Source organism: Bradyrhizobium lablabi (assembly GCF_018129385.1).
Lineage (GTDB): Bacteria > Pseudomonadota > Alphaproteobacteria > Rhizobiales > Xanthobacteraceae > Bradyrhizobium > Bradyrhizobium lablabi_C.
Genome location: NZ_JAFCLN010000008.1, coordinates 167,742 through 182,257, shown reverse-complemented (window position 1 = coordinate 182,257; position 14,516 = coordinate 167,742). Strand labels below are relative to the sequence as shown.

The 14,516-nt window shown below is 63.9% G+C and carries 12 protein-coding genes; 3 read left to right on the top strand and 9 right to left on the bottom strand.

The genetic code is table 11. The annotated features are described in order from the left end of the window. Positions 1-15: 15 nt before the first annotated feature. From lptE to JQ628_RS17780, 3 genes are all read right to left on the bottom strand, one after another. Positions 16-567: an LPS assembly lipoprotein LptE gene (lptE, locus tag JQ628_RS17790; protein WP_212224116.1), complete on the bottom strand. Its 552-nt coding sequence runs from the start codon at positions 565-567 to the stop codon at positions 16-18. Next, positions 554-3,178 (bottom strand): leucine--tRNA ligase, encoded by a 2,625-nt coding sequence (leuS, locus tag JQ628_RS17785; RefSeq protein WP_212224115.1) that lies wholly within the window; start codon positions 3,176-3,178, stop codon positions 554-556. The genes lptE and leuS overlap by 14 nt, the downstream gene beginning before the upstream one ends. Positions 3,179-3,282: 104 nt before the next feature. Next, positions 3,283-4,974 carry a diguanylate cyclase domain-containing protein gene (locus JQ628_RS17780; protein ID WP_212224114.1) on the bottom strand — a complete coding sequence of 564 codons (1,692 nt, stop codon included), beginning with the start codon at positions 4,972-4,974 and terminating at the stop codon, positions 3,283-3,285. Positions 4,975-5,079: 105 nt separating this feature from the next. Here JQ628_RS17780 and JQ628_RS17775 point away from each other — a divergent pair, with 105 nt between their 5' ends. Continuing rightward, positions 5,080-5,769 carry a YggS family pyridoxal phosphate-dependent enzyme gene (locus JQ628_RS17775; protein WP_212224113.1) on the top strand — a complete coding sequence of 230 codons (690 nt, stop codon included), beginning with the start codon at positions 5,080-5,082 and terminating at the stop codon, positions 5,767-5,769. Between the two features lie 140 nt (positions 5,770-5,909). Here JQ628_RS17775 and JQ628_RS17770 read toward each other — a convergent pair whose 3' ends face one another. Together JQ628_RS17770 and JQ628_RS17765 are read right to left on the bottom strand one after the other, a co-directional pair. Then, a complete protein-coding gene (locus JQ628_RS17770; RefSeq protein WP_212224112.1) occupies positions 5,910-6,695 on the bottom strand; it encodes a 2-keto-4-pentenoate hydratase in 786 nt (261 codons plus the stop codon). 21 nt (positions 6,696-6,716) lie between these two features. Next, positions 6,717-7,286 carry a L,D-transpeptidase family protein gene (locus JQ628_RS17765; RefSeq protein WP_212224111.1) on the bottom strand — a complete coding sequence of 190 codons (570 nt, stop codon included), beginning with the start codon at positions 7,284-7,286 and terminating at the stop codon, positions 6,717-6,719. A 239-nt stretch (positions 7,287-7,525) separates the two neighbouring features. On the opposite strand from JQ628_RS17765, the gene JQ628_RS17760 reads away from it, so the two are divergent. Both JQ628_RS17760 and JQ628_RS17755 read left to right on the top strand, forming a co-directional pair. Next, positions 7,526-8,212 (top strand): response regulator transcription factor, encoded by a 687-nt coding sequence (locus JQ628_RS17760; protein WP_100420557.1) that lies wholly within the window; start codon positions 7,526-7,528, stop codon positions 8,210-8,212. A gap of 53 nt (positions 8,213-8,265) precedes the next feature. After that, positions 8,266-8,709: a cyclic nucleotide-binding domain-containing protein gene (locus tag JQ628_RS17755; protein WP_212224110.1), complete on the top strand. Its 444-nt coding sequence runs from the start codon at positions 8,266-8,268 to the stop codon at positions 8,707-8,709. A gap of 170 nt (positions 8,710-8,879) precedes the next feature. Here the strand turns inward: JQ628_RS17755 and JQ628_RS17750 are convergent, their stop codons facing one another. The 4 genes from JQ628_RS17750 to JQ628_RS17735 all read right to left on the bottom strand — a co-directional run bounded on the left by JQ628_RS17750 (position 8,880) and on the right by JQ628_RS17735 (position 14,452). Continuing rightward, the gene (locus tag JQ628_RS17750; protein WP_212224237.1) at positions 8,880-9,695 is read right to left on the bottom strand and encodes an exodeoxyribonuclease III; all 816 of its coding nucleotides are present in this window, start codon (positions 9,693-9,695) and stop codon (positions 8,880-8,882) included. Positions 9,696-9,827: 132 nt separating this feature from the next. Continuing rightward, entirely contained in the window at positions 9,828-10,637 is an 810-nt protein-coding gene (locus tag JQ628_RS17745; protein WP_212224108.1) for an outer membrane lipoprotein carrier protein LolA, read from the bottom strand. 120 nt (positions 10,638-10,757) lie between these two features. Further along, positions 10,758-13,211 (bottom strand): DNA translocase FtsK, encoded by a 2,454-nt coding sequence (locus JQ628_RS17740; protein ID WP_212224236.1) that lies wholly within the window; start codon positions 13,209-13,211, stop codon positions 10,758-10,760. 14 nt (positions 13,212-13,225) lie between these two features. Next, positions 13,226-14,452: an aminotransferase class I/II-fold pyridoxal phosphate-dependent enzyme gene (locus JQ628_RS17735; protein ID WP_212224106.1), complete on the bottom strand. Its 1,227-nt coding sequence runs from the start codon at positions 14,450-14,452 to the stop codon at positions 13,226-13,228. Positions 14,453-14,516: the final 64 nt, after the last annotated feature.

Sequence of the window (14,516 nt, the reverse complement as noted above, 5' to 3'; positions counted from 1 at the left end):
CGGAATGACGGAAGGTCAGGTGCCGGCGTAGAAGAACGACGCCAGCCGCGTCTGGATATTTTCGGCGATCTCCTGTGCGGCGCGATCCTCCGCGTCGCGGAGCGCGCGGCTACGGGCGAAGCGCTGGAGCTGACCGGGGATGTCGTAGGACACGCGCGAGAACGTCGAGCCCGTCATGACCTGCTTGTTGTTGTTAAGCTCGATCAACGCATACTGCGCATCGATACCGTAGTTCTCGGTCGATGGCAGTGCCGTCAGGGGATCCAGGATCAGCGAGGAGCGCGAGGTGGTGAAGCGCAGCACCAGCTTATGGGTCGGCGGCATGCCGGTGGCATTGCCATAGAGCTTGAAGGCGAGGGCGTTGCGGACCTCGACCCCGATGCGAGCCTCGCGCGAGGCGTTCGGCTTGTCGACCGGCGGAAGCTCGACGCCCATCAGCTTTTCGCGCAGGGCCGGCGTGCCGTCCGTGCGTTCGGCATACATCGGCTGGAAGCAGCCGGAGGTCAGCGCGGCCAAGGCGGCCACGGCCAGTAGCCGAACGGCAATCCTTCCCCTAGCCAACGACATTCACGATCCTCATGGGAACAACGATCACTTTTTTGACGGGCTTGCCCCCGAGGGCCTGTTTTACCGCATCGAGCGCCAAAACTGCACCCTCGATTTCCGGATTTTGGGCGCCCCGTGGCACGGTTACATCACCCCGTTTCTTGCCGTTGACCTGGACCACCAGCGTCACGGTGTCTTCAACCAGCAAATCGCGTTCGATTTGCGGCCAATCGGCCTCCGAAACCAGCCCCGGCTGGCCCAGCACCACCCAACATTCCTCGGCCAGATGCGGCATCATGGGCGAAATCAGTTGCACAAGGATGACTGCGGCCTCCTTGATCGCCCAAGCGACGTCGGGCGCCGGCTTGTCGCCCTTGGCCAGCACGTCGGCCAGCGCATTGGTGAATTCGCGGATATGGGCGAGGCAGACGTTGAAATGCAGCCGCTCGATGCCGCCGGACACCTTGTCCAGCGCGCCATGGGCGGCCTTGCGCAGCGCCAGCGCCTCGGGACCGAATGAGGCCGGCCGCGCCGCCGGGGCTGACCTGGCAATGTCAGCCGATTCGTTCACCAGCCGCCACAGCCGCTGCACGAAGCGCGAGGCGCCCTGCACCCGCTCGTCGCTCCAGATCACGTCGCGGTCGGGCGGCGAGTCCGACAGCATGAACCAGCGGGCGACGTCGGCGCCGTAGGTCGCGATGATGTCGTCGGGGTCGACCGTGTTTTTCTTCGACTTCGACATCTTTTCGATCGGGCCGATCGTGACCTCGTCGCCGCCATAGATCATCGTCGCGCGGCGTATGCCGTCGATCGCCTCGACCTTCACCTCCGCCGGCGTGACAAAGGTGCCGTCGGCCTTCTGGTAGGTCTCGTGCACCACCATGCCTTGCGTGAACATGCCGGCGAACGGCTCCTTCATGTCGATGTGGCCGGTCGCCTTCATCGCCCGGGTGAAGAAGCGGCTATAGAGCAGATGCAGAATTGCGTGCTCGACGCCGCCGATATACTGGTCGACCGGCATCATCCGGTTGACGATCTTTGGTGTGGTCGGCGCCGCCTCGTTCCAGGGGTCGGTGAAGCGCGCAAAATACCAGGACGAATCCACGAAGGTGTCCATGGTGTCGGTTTCGCGCTGCGCCTTGCCGCCGCACTTGGGACAAGTGACGTGCTTCCAGGTCGGGTGATGGTCGAGCGCGTTGCCCGGCTTGTCGAAGGTGGCGTCCTCCGGCAGCGTGACCGGCAGGTCCTTGTCCGGGACCGGCACCACGTCGCATTTCGGGCAATGGATGACTGGGATCGGGCAGCCCCAATAGCGCTGGCGCGAAATGCCCCAGTCGCGCAGGCGAAAGTTCACCTGCCGCTCGCCGACCGGCGCATTGCCGCGGGTCTCGGTTTCCAGCCGCTTCGCCACCTCTTCCTTGGCCTGCTCGATGGTCATGCCATCGAGGAAGCGCGAATTGATCATGCGGCCGTCGCCGTCATAGGCGGTGTCCGTGATGACGAAGGTCTTGGGATCGGCGTCCGGCGGGCACACCACCGGGACGTTGCCGAGCTTGTACTTGTTGACGAAGTCGAGGTCGCGCTGGTCATGCGCCGGGCAGCCGAAGATCGCCCCGGTGCCGTATTCCATCAGCACGAAGTTCGCGACATAGACCGGCAGCTTCCAGCTCGGGTCGAACGGATGGATCGCCTTGATGCCGGTGTCAAAGCCCTGCTTCTCGGCGGTGTCGATGATCTCCTGCGCAGTGCCGATCTTCTTGATGTCGGCGATGAACTCCGCGAGCTTCGGATTCTTTGCCGCAGCGGCCTGCGCCAGCGGATGATCGGCCGAGATCGCCATGAACTTTGCGCCGAACAGCGTGTCCGGCCGCGTCGTGAAGATTCGCAGCTCGGTCTCACCGGCGGGCGAGGTCGCCGTATCAAGCGCAAAGCGGATCAGCAGGCCTTCGCTGCGGCCGATCCAGTTGCGCTGCATCAGCCGCACCTTGTCGGGCCAGCGGTCGAGGCCGTCGAGCGCGTCCAGCAGCTCTTGCGAGTATTTCGTGATCTTGAAGACCCACTGGTTCATCTCGCGCTGCTCGACGACGGCGCCGGAGCGCCAGCCGCGGCCGTCGATCACCTGCTCGTTGGCGAGCACGGTCATGTCGACGGGATCCCAGTTGAGCTTGCGCTTCTCGCGTTCGGCGAGGCCCGCGCGCAGAAAATCCAGGAACATCTTCTGCTGATGCTTGTAGTAGCTGGGGTCGCAGGTTGCGAACTCGCGTGACCAGTCCAGGGACAGCCCGATCGACTGGAGCTGCTTCTTCATCGCGGCGATGTTGTCGTAGGTCCAGGCCTTCGGCGCCACCTTGCGCTCGATCGCGGCGTTCTCCGCCGGCAGGCCAAAGGCGTCCCAGCCCATCGGGTGCAGCACGTTAAAGCCCTTGGCGCGCATGAAGCGGGCCAGCACGTCGCCCAGCGTGTAGTTCCGGACATGCCCGATATGGATGCGCCCGGACGGGTAGGGGAACATCTCGAGCACATAATATTTCGGCCGCGGATCGTCGTTTTTGGAGGCGAAGATCGCCTTTTCGTCCCACTGGCGTTGCCAGCGCGGCTCGGTTTCACGGGCGTTGTAGCGTTCGGAGGTCATGAAATCGCTGGGCTTTTGGTGGATTCGCGGGTCCTCTAGAGGACGGCGGACTAGGCCACAAAAGCGGCTGCGGGGTCAACGGCTTGAGCGGATGGCGGGGCTGCTCAACTCGCTAGCGCCATGCCGGCTTCGTCGACCAGCTTCACAAACCCATGCTCGACCACGGTGTTGCGGCCGCGGTGCTTGGCGGCATAGAGCGCGGCGTCCGCCGCCTCGATCAGATCGCCGGGGCGCTGCGTCTCGTTCGGTAGGGTGCAGGCAATGCCGATGCTGACGGTGACGGAGCGGTGGCTCGAGGTCGCATGCGGGATGCCGAGGCTTTGCACCGTGGCGCGGATCACCTCGCCGATCTCCGAGGCGCGGGCGGCATCGGTGTTGGGCAGCAGCAGGCAAAATTCCTCGCCGCCATAGCGGCCGGCAAAGCCCATATTGTCGGCAGCGATGCCGGACAGCGTCTCGCCCAGCCGGGTCAGGCAGGCATCGCCCTCGGGATGGCCGTAGGTGTCGTTGTAGAGCTTGAAGTGATCGACATCGATCATCATCAGCGACAGCTCGCTGTCGTATTGCTGGGAGCGCATCCACTCGAAATCGAGCCGGCTCTGGAAGCCGCGGCGGTTGGCAAGGCCGGTGAGCATGTCGATCGAGGCCATCACGGTGAGGCGGTCGTTGGTCGCGACCATCTCCCGTTCGCGCTGGCTGAGCTGGGCCGCCATCGCGTTGAAGGCGCGCGCCAGCGGCACGAATTCGGCGGGCAGCTTGCTGCGCCCCACGCGCGCCGACCATTCGCCCTCGCCGAAGCGTTTGGCCATTCCCGTCATCATCTCGATCGGCTGGATGATCAGCTTTTCCGCGCCGACCAGCGCGCCGAACAGCACGAACAGGCAGACGAAGCCGAGTTGCAGCAGCGCAGTTCGGATCTCGCGGTTGATCGCCGCGGTCACCTTGGCCTCGTCGATGTTGACGATCAGGCGCGACTGCGTACCGGGGATCTGGGCAAAATTCACCAGGCGGTTTGAGCCGTCGGCGGCCGCAAAGGCGATCGACCCTGACGGCGCGCCGGAGACCAGCGCCTTGTGAGCGATCGCCGACAACAGCGGCACCGAATCCAGCGGCTTGCCGATCCGGCTGGCCTGGTCGGCGGGAGCTGCGAGCACGGTGCCGCTGCTGTCGACCAGCACGGAGGAAATGCCGGGCCGGCCGCCGAGATTGGCCATGATCTTCGACATCCAGTCGATATTGATGCTCGCAAGAATCACGGCGTCCGAATCAGGATCGATCGCCGATACCGGGTAGGCCGCCATGATCAGCGGCGTGTTGGTTGGCCGCGCCAGGATGAAATCCGAGAAGACAAAATTGCGGGTCTCGCGGGCCTTGATCAGATAAGGCCGGTCGCTGACGTCGATGCCGACATACGTGTTGGTGGTCGAGCACTGGATGCGGCCGTCGTTGCCGACGATCATCACGCTGCGGATCCAGGGCAGGTTGCTCGGCAGGCTGGCGCGCATGACGTCGCAGCTGCGGCCGATGCCGCCGGCGGCGCGGATATAGGCCGTCGATTTCAGGATCGTCTCGACCGATGAGATGATCTCGCGCTGGGTGTCGGCGCTGTGCTGGACCAGGCTTTTGTATTCCTCGGAGGTCTGCGCGAGCTGCTTGGTACGCGTTTCCTCCAGCGAACGAACGCGTTCCAGCATCAGGGGCGCCACCAGCATCAGCGCCAGCAGCGCAAGGCGCGTGCGGATGCCAAGAAGCTTCTTGAGTTTCACCCTGTTGCGGCTGAAAATAACGCGCGACATTCGTTGCCCTGCCCCGTGGCAAGGTAACGGCAAGGGTTCAAAATCCCTTTCCCGAACTTGGTAAAATTAGAGCAAACCAGGCAAATTCGCGGCGTTGGAGATGACATGGCGGCCGAGACGACTGCGCCGGTAACTTCGTCTTCACCAAACGGCCTGGCCGCGGTGGAGCAGGAGATTGCACGCGCCTGCAAGGATGCGGGGCGCGACCGCACGTCGGTGACGCTGATCGCGGTGTCGAAAACGTTCGATGCGGAAGCGATTTCGCCGGTTATCACGGCCGGACAGCATGTTTTCGGCGAGAATCGCGTGCAGGAGGCGAAGGCGAAGTGGCCAGGGTTAATGATGGCTTACCCCGGCATCGTGCTGCATCTGATCGGGCCGCTACAGTCCAACAAGGCAAAGGAAGCGGTCGCGCTGTTTCACGCCATCCATTCGGTCGATCGTCCGAGTATTTGCGAAGCGTTAGCCAAGGAAATGAAATTACAGGGGCGGCAGCCGGAACTGTTCATTCAGATCAATACCGGCGAGGAGCCGCAAAAGGCCGGCGTCGCGCCGGCGGAGGCCGATGCCTTCATCGCGGCCTGCCGCGAGAAATACGGCCTGACGATCGCGGGGCTGATGTGCATCCCGCCGGTTGACGAGGCGCCGGCGCCGCACTTTGCCCTCACCGCGAAGATCGCCGCGCGCAACGGGCTGAAGAATCTGTCGATGGGCATGAGCGCCGATTTCGTCACCGCGATTCAGTTCGGTGCGACGCATGTGCGCGTGGGATCGGCGATTTTCGGGCATCGGTGATTCGTCGTCCTTCGCCGTCATTGCGAGCGAAGCGAAGCAATCCATGCATCCGCACGGGGAAAGATGGATTGCTTCGTCGCTTCAGCGCAAAATTGCTCCGCAATTTTGTCGCGGGCTCCTCGCAATGACGGGATGAGAGTCTACCCAAACCCCACGGACACCTTTCCCAGCACGCCGAAATCCGCCGCACAGAAATCGCCGGCCGCAATCGGCAGCGGCGGATGGCAGGTGCCTGTGGTGACCACCCTTCCCGCCTTCAAGGTCACGCCGAGCTGGCGCAATTCGTTGGCGAGCCAGGTCAGCGCGACGCGGGGGTCGCCAAGCACGTTCTTGCCGTGCCCGATGAACTGCTGGCCGCGCATCGTGGTGACGGGGCGATGCTCGATCAGGTCCATTGAACGCCAGTCCGCCGTCGTCGCGGGCCCGAGCACGAACAGATGCGCGCAGGCATTGTCGGCGATCAGTTGCGCTTCGCCGGCGCCGACGAAATCCGCAAAGCGCGAGTCCGGAATCTCGATCGCCGGATGCAGCGTGTCGACGGCGTCGAGCACCTGCTGCACGGTGTAGGGCGTCGAGCGCGCCGGCAGATCGGTCTTCGTGCGGAAGGCGAATTCGGGCTCAGCGACGCGCATTTCATTGCCGGCCATCGAGGCCATGCCGCCGTCGGCAATCACCGTTTCGGCCAGAATGCGTCCCGCCATCGGGCCGGCGACATTGATGTGCTTCTGCCCGGCCTCACTGGTGGCCGCAATCTTCCAGCCGAACAGGTGCGTGGTGGAGAAGCGTTCGAGCGCGGCCTGGATGGCGTAGCCTTCGGTGCGATTGGTTGGACGCATCCAGTCGTCGAGCGCGGCGAGTTTGGTGCCGGCGCGCCAATGCTCATGCAGGATCTGCGACGCCGATACGATCTGGTTTTTCTCGAGCATGATTGGTCCCCAAAATGATGCTCATCCAATAATGATCCTGGTCTGCGGCCCCATCCGCCGCAGCAGGCGTAACATCGCCGATCGCGTCATCGATACGCAGCCCGCGGTCGGCGAGAAATCGGTGCGGGCCAGATGCAGGAACACGGCGCTGCCGCGGCCGGCAATGCGCGGCGCGGCATTGTGGTCGATCTCGACGATGAAGTCATAGAGATGATCTTCGCGCGTCAACCGGTCGCCGCCCTCGCCGTCGCGTAGCCGCACCGGCTGGTTGTAGTGACGGTCGGCCGGGTCTTCGCACCAGGCGTCCTCGCGACGAATCGTGCGAATTGGCAAAAACGTCTTTGGCCTGATGTGACGATCTGCTCGCCACCACAAACGCAGCGGATAAAACGTGCCGCGCGGCGTCCCGCCGTCGCCTTCCCGCTTGTTGGCCTTGATGCCGCCCCGGCCTAACGCGACCGGTACGGTCCAGCCGTCCGCCGTCAGCCAGCCGCGCCTGATGTCGCCGGCGGCAGCGTGGACGGTGATCGCCGAGAGCGGCCGATCACGCGGACTTGTCTCATAAGTGATTGAAATCTTGAACCTTCCCATCCTGCCGCGGGGTTCCCGGGCTTGCCTCCCAGGCCCCGAATGTCCTATTTGACGCAATCGAACGACATTCACCAAAAAGACCGCAAATTCTGGAGTAGAATACGGCTCAGCTTGTGAATCTGTAACTATCCCCTACCTGAATACGAATTAATGCCCGGCACTTCGGGTCTGTCTATCAAGTCTCGGCCAAAGCGCTTCCGCTTGTGTCCGCTGCCTGAGCTTCCAAGAGGATCGTATCAATGGCCAATGCCCGCAAGATCCTGATCGTCGATGATGACACCGATCTCCGCGACACGCTGGTTGAGCAACTATCGCTGCATGATGAATTCGAGGCTTCCGCCGTCGATACCGGCGCCAAGGGCGCCAGCGCCGCGAAGACTGATTCGCCCGATCTCGTGCTGATGGATGTGGGCCTGCCCGACACCGATGGCCGTGAGGTCGTACGCAGCTTGCGCAAGGGTGGCTTCAAGGCTCCCATCATCATGCTGACTGGCCACGACACCGATTCGGACACCATCCTCGGCCTTGAATCCGGCGCCAACGATTATGTGGCTAAGCCGTTCCGCTTCGCGGTGCTGCTGGCGCGCATCCGGGCCCAGCTCCGTCAGCATGAGGCCAGCGAGGACGCGGTGTTCTCGGTCGGCCCGTATTCCTTCCGTCCCGGCTCCAAGATGCTGACCGGTGCCAACGCCCGGAAGGTGCGGTTGACGGAGAAAGAAACCGCGATCCTGCGCTTCCTGTACCGCGCCGGCCAGCTCCCGGTCTCCCGCGAGACGCTGCTTCAGGAAGTCTGGGGCTATAATTCCGGCGTCACCACCCATACGCTCGAAACCCATATCTACCGGCTGCGCCAGAAGATCGAGAAAGATGCGGCCAATCCTGAGATCCTGGTGACGGAAGCCGGTGGCTACAAGCTGGTGCCGTGATACGATTCGCCTTTAGCGATTCGTAGCTCACGGACACCGATCACCGGTCCTTTATGTCGATCGAAGACGATGTAGCCCTGCTGGAGCGCGTGCCGACCCTGCGCCTGCTGGGGTCGTCGTCCCTGCGCATGCTGGCGATCGGCTCCGAACAGCGCAACTTCGAACGCGGCGACTACCTCTTCCAGGCCGGCGAGGAAGCCGATTCCGGCTTCATCGTCCAGCGTGGCGCATTCCGCATCGATGACGGCGTTGCCGCCGAAATCACCGTCGGCCCCGGGACGCTGATCGGCGAGCTTGCGCTTGTGGTCGCGATGCGGCGGCCCTCGACGGCGGTTGCGCTGGAGCGTTCTTCCGCGATCCGGATCGCGCGCAGCCTGTTCCAGCGCGTGCTCGAAAGCGACCCCGCCGCGGCGCACCGCCTGCGCGACGAATTCGCCACCCGCACCAGCCAGCTCGCCAGCGACATTTTGATGGCCGGCGCCAAGTTGAGCACCTAGCCGTCGTCCCGGCCAAGCCAACGGGTCGCGCGAATGCGCGCCCGATGACAGGCTCCGCGCGAGCCGGGACCCATACGCCGCGGCCCTTGTTGTCTTGCGATGGCCTCAGCCAGCCTTTTCTCGCCACGAGCATAACGCGGTATGGGTCCCTGCGTTCGCAGGGACGACGGTCACACCTCCAGCGTCGCCGTCACAGGCACATGATCGGACGGCCGATCCCAGCCGCGCGCATCGCGCAAAATGCGGAAATCGCTGATATGGTCCTTCAGCGCGCGCGACACCCAGATATGGTCGAGTCGGCGGCCGCGGTCGTTGGCGGTCCAGTCCGCCGCGCGATAGCTCCACCAGGTATAGACTTTTTCCGACATCGGTATCTTTTCGCGCGCGACGTCGAACCACTCGCCGTGGGTTTGCGCCGCCAGCAGCTTTTCGCATTCGATCGGCGTATGCGACACCACCTTCAACAACTGCTTGTGCGACCACACGTCGTTCTCATGCGGCGCCACGTTGAGGTCGCCGACCAGGATATGCCGGTCGTCGCCGCGCGGATGCAGCGGTTCGCACGCCTTCATCTCGTCGAGGAAGCGCAGCTTGTGATCGAACTTTTCGTTGAGCGCGGGATCGGGGATGTCGCCGCCGGCGGGCACATAGAAATTATGCAGCACCAGCGGCCGTGAAAGCTGCGCCTTCTCGCCGAACGAAACCGAGATGTGGCGGGAATCGACCTTGTCGCAGAAGGTGCGGATGTCGGTGTTCTCGAACGGCAGCCGCGAGATGATGGCGACGCCGTGATAGCCCTTCTGCCCGTTCAGCGCGATATGCTCATAGCCGAGCCGGCGAAAACGCTTCAGCGGAAAGGCATCGTCGATGCACTTGGTCTCCTGGAGGCACAGCACGTCCGGCCGCGTCGCCTTGATGAATTTTGCGACGAGATCGATCCGCAGGCGGACCGAATTGATGTTCCAGGTTGTCAGGGAGAAACGCATGGGGACGGTGTAGCAGGCTTTGCTGCCCGTCATGGCCGGGCTTGGCCCGGCCATCCACGTCTTTCTTTGGCACCATAAGACGTGGATGCCCGGGACAAGCCCGGGCATGACGACATTGCAGGAATTGACCGGCTAGCCCGGCGGCAGCGAGTAGTTCGTAAAGTCGATCTTGAACAGGCCGGGATCGACCTTCTTCTGGGCATCGAGATTGTAGACCGCGACCGTGGTGTCGTAGCCCTGCGGGTCGGTCACGGTCCATTGCTTGAGCTGGCCGTCCTTGGCGCCGACCATCAGCATCAGGCGGCTGGTGCCGATCAGGGCCTGCTTCTCCTCGATGGTCACGCTGATGAAGACGTCGTCCGCGGTCACGCTGACGACGTTGGTGTCCTTCAACAGGTCGATCCGGTCGGACAGCAGAAAGCGCAGCGGCGTCTGCGACAACGGATAGATATCCTGCGTGGCGAGCTTGCGGTCGCGCACCGCGAGCGAGGAGCCGTCGGCGACGATCGCAATTGGCGTCGGCGGATCATATTCGAAGCGCACCTTGCCGGGTTTCTGGATGTAGAAGTCGCCCTTGGTCTTGCTGCCGTCCGGGCCGACCTGCACGAAATTGCCGCTCAGCTGTTGCAGCGACGAAAGATAGCTCGAGACCTTTGCGGCCTGTGCCTTCTGGTTTGCATCGAACGTCGCAAAGATATTGGCGGGCTGATTGCGCCGCGGATCGGGAATAACGGGATTCGGCGGCGTCTGCGTGGTGCCCGTCGTCAGCGGCGGCTTCTGCTGTTCGGAGGCGCTCATCTGCGTATTGTCGCGCGCTTTGGGCGCGGGCTTGGGCACCGGAACGGTCTGCGCCGAAGATGGCGTGGCTGCGCCCGCGAGCGAAGCGGCAACGAACAGCGCCGAAGCAGCACGCAGGTTGCGAATCATGGATTGCTTTGCCATTCGAATTTCAGGACTTTCGTTCGATACGCGCCGTTCCGCAGCCAACGGCCATTTTATCGCGATTTCAGCTCGATGAGGTATCGTTTTTCCGTGAAAAGTTGATGCAAAATTCGGCTCGAATCAGAACCCGCCCTCTTCTTCTCCGACCAGGATTTCACGCTTGCCCGCGTGATTCGCGGGGCCCACGATGCCTTCGAGTTCCATGCGCTCCATCAGCGAAGCCGCGCGATTATAACCGATCTGCAGGCGGCGCTGGATGTAGGAGGTCGAGGCCTTCTGGTCGCGCTTGACGATCGCGACCGCCTGCTGGAACAGGTCGCCGCCGCCATCGCCGCCCATGCCGGTGGCATCGAACACGGCGCCGTCCTCGTCGGTCGGCTCTTCCGCGGTGACCGCTTCGAGATATTCCGGGGCGCCCTGCGTCTTGAGATGGCGCACCACCTTTTCGACTTCCTCGTCCGAGGCGAACGGTCCGTGCACGCGGCTGATGCGGCCGCCGCCGGCCATGTAGAGCATGTCGCCCTGGCCGAGCAATTGCTCGGCGCCCATCTCGCCCAGGATCGTGCGGCTGTCGATCTTTGACGTGACCTGGAAGGCGATGCGGGTCGGGAAGTTGGCCTTGATGGTGCCGGTGATGACGTCGACCGACGGGCGTTGCGTTGCGAGGATCACATGCAGGCCCGCCGCGCGCGCCATCTGCGCAAGCCGCTGTACCGCGCCTTCGATGTCCTTGCCGGCGACCATCATCAGGTCGGCCATTTCGTCGACGATGATCACGATATAGGGCAGCGGCTCGAGATCGAGCTTTTCTTCCTCGTAGATCGCCTTGCCGGTCTCCTTGTCGAAGCCGGTATGCACGGTGCGTGTGAGTTCCTCGCCCTTGCCCTTGGCTTCAACGAGACGGGTGTTGTAGCCGTCGATATTGCGCACGCCGAGCTTGGCCATCCGCTTGTAGCGCTCTTCCATCTCGCGCACGGCCCATTTCAGCGCAACCACCGCCTTCTTCGGATCGGTCACGACCGGCGTCAGCAGATGCGGGATGCCGTCATAGACTGAGAGTTCGAGCATCTTCGGATCGACCATGATGAGGCGGCACTGATCCGGCCGCAGCCGGTAGACCAGGCTGAGGATCATGGTGTTGATCGCAACCGATTTGCCGGAGCCGGTGGTGCCGGCGATCAGCATATGCGGCGTGCGCGCCAGATCAATGATGACAGGGTCGCCGCCGATGGTCTTGCCGAGGCACAGCGGCAGTTTTGCAACGGAGTCCGCGCTCTCCTTCGCCGTCAACAATTCGCGCAGGTAAACCTTTTCGCGGTGCGCGTTCGGCAGCTCGATGCCGATCGCATTGCGGCCGGCGACCACGGCGACGCGCGCCGACAGCGCACTCATCGAACGCGCGATGTCGTCGGCAAGGCCGATCACGCGCGAGGACTTGATGCCGGGCGCGGGCTCGAGCTCATATAGAGTCACGACGGGGCCCGGATTGGCCTTGACGATCTCGCCGCGCACGCCGAAGTCGCCCAGCACGCCTTCCAGCGACCGCGAATTGGCTTCCAGCTCGGCCTTGCTGAGCGGCTGCCGGTCCGAAGCCTTCGGCGCCGTGAGCACCGATACGGAGGGAAGTTCGAACTTGCCGGATTTTTTGGCAACGCGCGGCTCGGCCTTCTTGCGCGGCGCGCGAACGACGGGCTCCTCCTCCTCGTCCTCTTCGTCTTCTTCCTCGTATTCCTCCTCGCCATCGTCCTGCGGCGCAATCGAGGGCGCGCGGCGTCCGTCAAGATTGGGCTCCTGGCGTTCGAAGGAGAGTTTTGGCGCGGGACCGGAAGAAACCAGCGAACGATAGGCGGTCGCGAGGAACCAGCCGATCCGCGCCTTGGCGCTCATGATGGCGTGGAACAGCCAGCCCAGCGAAACCGAGCTGCGGCCTTCTTCTTCCTCCTCCACGAACGGCGCGTCATCGTCCTCGATCGGCGTCAGCTCTTGGTCCTCGCGCGGCCGCGCGCCCCATCCGCAGGCGAACAGGAAGGCGGCCATCATGGCGGCGAACAGGATGATGCCGAGCACGAGGCGATAGACGACACCGGGCGGACCGAACACGACGGCCGGCGCGCGTACCAGCGCATCGCCCACCACGCCGCCAAGCCCGGTCGGCAGCGGCCAGGCGCCGCCATGCGGAAAGCAGCTCGCAAAACCGGCCGCGATCGCCGTGCACAGGATCCAGCAGCCGAGCCGCAGCGCTTCGCGATCGAAGGCGCGATGGGTCAGCATGCGCCAGCCCCACACCGCGACCGTCAGGATCAGCATGATCGAGCCGAGCCCGAGGATTTGCATCGACAGATCGGCGCCGATCGCGCCGGGATAGCCCAGCACGTTGCGGATCGCGCGCGAGGTGGCGTGGCTCAGGCTCGGATCCTGCACCGACCAGGTCATCAGCGCGGCGGCCGCGACGCCCGACAGCGAGATCAGGCCGAGGCCCATGAGCTCGCGCAAGCGCCGCACCAGCGCGTCGCGGATCGAGGCGGGCAAGTGGCCGACCAGGGGAATGACACGTTCGATCGCTGGCATGGTGATGCGGCGCCTCGCGATTATTCGAGAATTTCGACCAGCCGGTGCAATGCCTCGGCCGTTGATTCACTGTCCGATACCAGTGCCAGCCGGATGTAGCCGGCGCCGGGATTGCTGCCGTCGTTCTGCAACCGCGCCAGATAGCTTCCGGGAATCACGCGAACGCCGGCGTCGCGATAGAGCCTGACGGCCGCGGCTTCATCGCCGCCGCGGTCGGATACGTCCAGCCAGACGCAAAAGCCGCCGGCAGGACGGACATAGCCATAGCGGCTGCCGAGGATCTGGTCGGCGAGATCGAACTTGATCCGGTACAGCCTGCGGTTCTCCTCGACATGAGTCTCGTCGCTGTAGGCCGCGACGGCAACGTGCTGGAGCGGCACCGGCACCTGGGGAGCGGCGACGTTACGCAGCTCGAGAAACGCCGCGAGGAATTTCCTGTCGCCGGCGGCGAAGCCGACACGCATGCCCGGCAGGTTCGAGCGTTTTGACAGCGACTGGAACGCGATCACGTTGGCAAAGTCCGGCCCGGCGCATTCCAGGGCGCTGCCCGGCGCCTGCTTGGTGTAGATCTCCGAATAACACTCGTCGCTGAGGATGAAAAAACCGTAGCGGTCGGCAAGCTGTTTCAAGCGCGCAAAATATTCAGGCGAGGCTACAGAGCCTTGCGGGTTCGCCGGCGAGGCGATGAACATCGCAACCGTGCGCGACAGCAGCGCTTCGTCGAGCGAATCGAGGTCGGGCAAGAATCCGTTGGCGAGCGTCGTCGGCAGGTAAACGTGTTCGCAGCCGGCCGCGCGCGCGCCGGCCCCGTAGGCGGGATAGAAGGGATTGGGCATCAGGATCACCGGCCGGCCCTTGCGGGGACTTGCAAGCCGCGCGGCGGTGATCGCCGCAAAAAACAGCCCTTCGCGGCTGCCGTTCAGCACCAGGATTTCGGTCTCGGGATCGACCGGGCGGGGCAGGCGGAAGCGGGTCGAAAGCCAGTTCGCCGCCGCCCGCCGGAACGGCTCGATGCCCTTGGCGAGCGGATAGCGGCCAAAGTCGGCAGTGTATTTTGCCAGCACCGGGCCGACGAATGCCGGGACGGGGTGCTGTGGCTCGCCTAATGACAATGTTATCAATGGCTTGCCGGGCTGGTAGGGCGTCAGCAATTCGGTGGTCCGCACAAACGGCGAGCGCTCGGCCTGACCGGCAGCGCTGTTGCTGCCGGCGTCCTGCGCCAGGCCGGAAGAGGCGGTCATTGCCATGTCAGAAACGCCAGCACTTTCAATGCGGCCGGGCAAGGTGCGCCGGCCGAAAGACCCCGATGAA

Coding starts and splice junctions, on each gene's coding strand:
- lptE (WP_212224116.1), bottom strand. CDS start 567: ATGTCGTTGGCTAGGGGAAGGATTGCCGTTCGGCTACTGGCCGTGGCC.
- leuS (WP_212224115.1), bottom strand. CDS start 3,178: ATGACCTCCGAACGCTACAACGCCCGTGAAACCGAGCCGCGCTGGCAA.
- JQ628_RS17780 (WP_212224114.1), bottom strand. CDS start 4,974: ATGTCGCGCGTTATTTTCAGCCGCAACAGGGTGAAACTCAAGAAGCTT.
- JQ628_RS17775 (WP_212224113.1), top strand. CDS start 5,080: ATGGCGGCCGAGACGACTGCGCCGGTAACTTCGTCTTCACCAAACGGC.
- JQ628_RS17770 (WP_212224112.1), bottom strand. CDS start 6,695: ATGCTCGAGAAAAACCAGATCGTATCGGCGTCGCAGATCCTGCATGAG.
- JQ628_RS17765 (WP_212224111.1), bottom strand. CDS start 7,286: ATGGGAAGGTTCAAGATTTCAATCACTTATGAGACAAGTCCGCGTGAT.
- JQ628_RS17760 (WP_100420557.1), top strand. CDS start 7,526: ATGGCCAATGCCCGCAAGATCCTGATCGTCGATGATGACACCGATCTC.
- JQ628_RS17755 (WP_212224110.1), top strand. CDS start 8,266: ATGTCGATCGAAGACGATGTAGCCCTGCTGGAGCGCGTGCCGACCCTG.
- JQ628_RS17750 (WP_212224237.1), bottom strand. CDS start 9,695: ATGCGTTTCTCCCTGACAACCTGGAACATCAATTCGGTCCGCCTGCGG.
- JQ628_RS17745 (WP_212224108.1), bottom strand. CDS start 10,637: ATGGCAAAGCAATCCATGATTCGCAACCTGCGTGCTGCTTCGGCGCTG.
- JQ628_RS17735 (WP_212224106.1), bottom strand. CDS start 14,452: ATGGCAATGACCGCCTCTTCCGGCCTGGCGCAGGACGCCGGCAGCAAC.